This window comes from Dyella silvatica (assembly GCF_026283955.1).
GTDB classification, from domain to species: Bacteria; Pseudomonadota; Gammaproteobacteria; order Xanthomonadales; family Rhodanobacteraceae; genus Dyella_C; species Dyella_C silvatica.
In genome coordinates this window covers 1-3,879 of sequence record NZ_JAPDPE010000203.1, presented here as the reverse complement: position 1 = coordinate 3,879, position 3,879 = coordinate 1, and the positions used below count along the sequence as shown (strand labels likewise).

At 59.7% G+C, this 3,879-nt stretch carries 4 protein-coding genes and 1 pseudogene; 2 read left to right on the top strand and 3 right to left on the bottom strand.

Annotation, left to right across the window (positions count from 1 at the left end; translation table 11 throughout):
• The first annotated feature begins 84 nt into the window (after positions 1-84).
• The gene (locus tag OUZ52_RS22445) at positions 85-693 is read left to right on the top strand and encodes an NfuA family Fe-S biogenesis protein (RefSeq protein WP_266160827.1); all 609 of its coding nucleotides are present in this window, start codon (positions 85-87) and stop codon (positions 691-693) included.
• Between the two features lie 67 nt (positions 694-760).
• On the opposite strand, the gene OUZ52_RS22440 is transcribed toward OUZ52_RS22445, so the two are convergent.
• Both OUZ52_RS22440 and OUZ52_RS22435 read right to left on the bottom strand, forming a co-directional pair.
• Complete coding sequence (locus tag OUZ52_RS22440) at positions 761-1,105, bottom strand: c-type cytochrome (protein ID WP_266160828.1); 345 nt, start codon at positions 1,103-1,105, stop codon at positions 761-763.
• Positions 1,106-1,120: 15 nt separating this feature from the next.
• Positions 1,121-1,438 (bottom strand): annotated as a pseudogene (locus OUZ52_RS22435) (c-type cytochrome); the annotation flags it as partial.
• A gap of 202 nt (positions 1,439-1,640) precedes the next feature.
• Between OUZ52_RS22435 and OUZ52_RS22430 the strand changes: the two are divergent.
• A complete protein-coding gene (locus tag OUZ52_RS22430) occupies positions 1,641-2,786 on the top strand; it encodes a glycoside hydrolase family 18 protein (RefSeq protein ID WP_266160826.1) in 1,146 nt (381 codons plus the stop codon).
• 50 nt (positions 2,787-2,836) lie between these two features.
• Here the strand turns inward: OUZ52_RS22430 and OUZ52_RS22425 are convergent.
• Positions 2,837-3,879: TraB/GumN family protein (locus tag OUZ52_RS22425; protein ID WP_266160825.1), on the bottom strand; the 1,043-nt coding region annotated here is incomplete at its 5' end.

Below are 3,879 nucleotides of genomic sequence, written 5' to 3'. Positions count from 1 at the left end.
GCATTGTCGGCGAAACCGGACTAAAATGGTGCTGTTTCGCCGGCACTCATGCTCGAGTGCTTGGCGGCTTGATTTGGAGCTCACATGATCGACATTACCGAGCGCGCGCAGCAACACTTTTTGCGCCTGCTTTCGCAACAAAGCATCGAGGGGCAGGGTATTCGCCTGCGGGTTACCGCGCCGGGTACCCCGGCGGCTAACTGCGAGCTGGAATTTTGCGAGTCAGATGAGCTGACAGGGCGCGAATGGACCATCGAGTGCACCGGTTTCAACTTTCATATCGATGGCGACAGCGCCTCATGGCTTGATGGCGCCAGTATCGATTACGAGCCGAACAGCACCGGTGGCCAGCTCAATATCCGCGCGCCGCGAATCAAGGGTGAGATACCCGGCATGGAGGCTGGTTTGGTCGAGCGCGTGCGCTATGTGCTCGAAGCCGAAGTGAATCCGAAGATCGCCGCCCATGGTGGCCGCATCACTTTGCTCGAGGTGAGTGCCGAGGGCGTGGTGGTCTTGCAGTTTGGCGGTGGCTGCCATGGTTGCGGCATGGTCGATGTCACGCTGAAGAATGGCGTGGAAAAAACCTTGCGCGAACGCGTGCCGGAAATTACCGAGGTGCGCGATGCCACCGACCATGCCGGTGGCAGCAATCCTTACTACAGCAAGCCCGAAGGCAAATCGGCGCTGGCTTGAAGATCAAGTCGTCGTACAGACAAAGGCCCGCCTAGGCGGGCCTTTGTGCATTTGCAGGCGATGGATTTCAATCGCCCTGGATATGTCCATTCAAGGTACTGAGCTTGTTGGGCGTATCGAGCTTGGCCGGCAGGGTCGAGTAATACGCTGCGATATCTTCGATATCCTGATCGGACAGCTGGGCGACAAAGCCCTTCATGATCGGATTGCTGCGCTTGCCGGTCTTGTACTCATGCAGTGCTTGCTGCAGATACATATTGTATTGACCTGCCAGGCGCGGGTACTGCGGATCGATGGCATTGCCGTCAGCGCCGTGGCAGGCGAAGCAGGCGGTAGCCTTTTTGCCGCCGGCAGACTTTTCAGAGACCTCCTTGAGGTCGCTGGCAAGCTTGGCTTTATCCGCATCGGACAATGCCGGTGTTGCCGGTGCCAGGCTGGAGAGATAGGCAGCAATATTGCTCGTGTCCGTGTCGGACAGGCTTTGCGCCTGCGCCACCATGGTCGGATGAGTACGCTCGCCGCTCTTGTAGCCATGCAGTGCGTTAATGATGTACTGCTCATTTTGACCGGCAAGACGCGGTACGGGGTAACGCGGATAAGCGTTCTCGTAACCGACTACGCCGTGGCAGCCATTGCAGGTATAGATCAATTTGCGTCCGATAGCCTTATCACCCTCGGCATGCACGCTGGCAGTGGCGAGAAGAGCGGCGGCCACAGACAGGCCAAACAATTGCAGTCGAGTCATCGAGATCATTCCCACGATTCCGGCGGGTACATGGTGAAAAGTCGCCGAAGTATAGTGGTTGCGTTGAAGGAGGGACAATATTGCTTATCTTGCGATCCAGGCAGGTCACTGCTTTTCGGAACTTTCATCAGCTACGACAACGAGGTATGCAATGCGAGGCAGTTTGAAATTGCACGGCGGGAGGGGGCGTTGCCATGGGTGGATGGCGGTTGCCTGGTTGTTTGGCCTGTGTTTGACGCTGGTCGCCGGGGCGACGCAGGCTACGCAAACCGGCAGTCATGACTATCGTATCGTCGGCTATGTAGGCAATGCCCAACCGTTGCCGGCGATCAGCGCGGGCAAGCTCGATGCGATCAATTTTGCCTTCGCCACCTTGAGCCCGGCCGGTGAAGTCGTGTTGAGCAGCCCGACCGCGGCGCAGTCGCTGACCGATCTGTTGGCTTTGCGCAAGCTCAATCCGCGCTTGCAGATTTTGGCTTCGGTCGGCGGCTGGGGCGCCGATCACTTCTCGGAGGCCGCATGGGACAGCGCCTCGCGCAGCCGCTTTGCCGACAGCGCCGTGCATCTGCTTGAACAGCACCATCTGGACGGCCTCGATATCGATTGGGAATATCCCACCCTGGCGGGCCCGGGCATCAGCCATCATGCTGAGGATCGTGGTCATTTCAGCTTACTGCTGGAGGCTGTGCGCAAACGCCTCGATCAGCTTGGTGCTGCCCATGGCGGAAAGCACTACCTGCTGACCATCGCGGCGGCAGATGGCGAGTTTGTCGCCGGTATCGAGTTGAAGCGCGCAGCGCAGTCACTCGACTGGATCAATCTGATGACCTACGACTTTCATAATGGCTTGACTCCCAGCACCGGGCATCACGCTGGCCTGCATCTCTCGGCCCTGGCCCCCGCCAACGATCGGGCCGCCGATAAGGCGGTACAACAATTCCTCGCGGCTGGGGTGCCGGCTAGCAAGCTCGTGCTTGGCGTGGCTTTCTATGGTCGCGCTTTCGGTGGCGTGGATCCGCAGCACGATGGCTTGCAGCAGAAGTACACGCACTTCGTCGGTGCGCCTTCGTGGCGTGAATTAAAGGCGGACTACCTTACCTACACCGGCGCTGACAACGGCAGCGGCAAAAACGGCTATGTCCGTCACTGGGACGATCAGGCGCAGGCGCCCTACCTATGGAATGCGAAAACGCAAACCTTTATCAGCTACGACGACCCGCAATCGCTGCGCGCCAAGACCGCTTACATCAAGGCTAATCGCTTGGGCGGTGTCATGTATTGGGAGCACAGCCTGGATCAGGACGAGCAATTGCTCGATGTGCTTCATCAGGGGCTGGCCAAGCCATGATCCTCTGAGTGCGCAGCGTGCTGCGCACTCAGGCCCCGGCAAAGCATGCCCTAGAAAAGATTCTTGAAGATATGGATGCCTGCGCTGTACTCACCGACGATGGTGCCCAGGCAAACCAGGAAGAAATTGAGCAAGGTGCGCGCGACGCGGTTTTTCCACCAGCCGCTCCAGTGGACAATGTCATCGCGCAGGGTTTCGAAGTCGGCAACCCGTGGGCGGCGGACCCATGCTTCGACCATGGCACTGATGCCGCCTGAGGGGATGCCGGGGCGAAAAGGCTTGATCGGCGCAGCGATAAAGGCCGCCAGCACGCTTAATGGGTGACCGCCGGCGATAATCGCCCCGAGCGCGGCAAAGCCACCGGTAAACAATACCCAGTCACGCAGCGCCTGCGCGCCCAGCGCGGTGTTGCGATGAAAGGCAAAGCCGATCGCCGCGAACACCAGCAACACCAGGCCAACGGCCAGCCACTTGGGCCAACGCGCTTTCGGCGGCAGTTGCGCGAGTTCCGCGACGGTGCTGGCTGGGTTCTCTTGCTGGCTGCGCAGCAATGCGCTCAGCCCTTTCAAATGGCCGGCACCGATGACCACCAGCACCTTGCGCAGGTTGTCACCGGTATCGGCACGCGCGGCCTGTTCGCGCAAACGAGCCGCCATAAAGGCATCGCGCTCGGCAATCAGGCTACGGTAAAGCGGCGCCGATTCGCTGGCGAATTCGCTAAAGGCGCTTTCCAGCATGTCGCCTTGCTTGAGCTTTTCGATCTCTTTCTCATCGACGGCTTCGCGCTCGAACACGCTGGCCATCAAGCCGCCCATCAAGCCGAAGCGTTGCCAAAAGCCGACGCTATGCCAGGCACGGCGCAAGGTGGTGCCTACTTCGCGATCGATCAGCCAGACCGGCACATGGCGCTGTTCGGCGCCGACCATCGCAGCCTTCATTTCGGCGCCAGGCTCGATGCCATATTGATCGGCCAGACGCTTCTGAAAGGTCGACAAGACCAGGCTGGCGGCAACCATGCCGGCCTTGCCCTGGCGAATCACCTGGAACAGATCCATTTGCTTGAACGCTTCGGGATCGCGCATGCCTTGGGCGC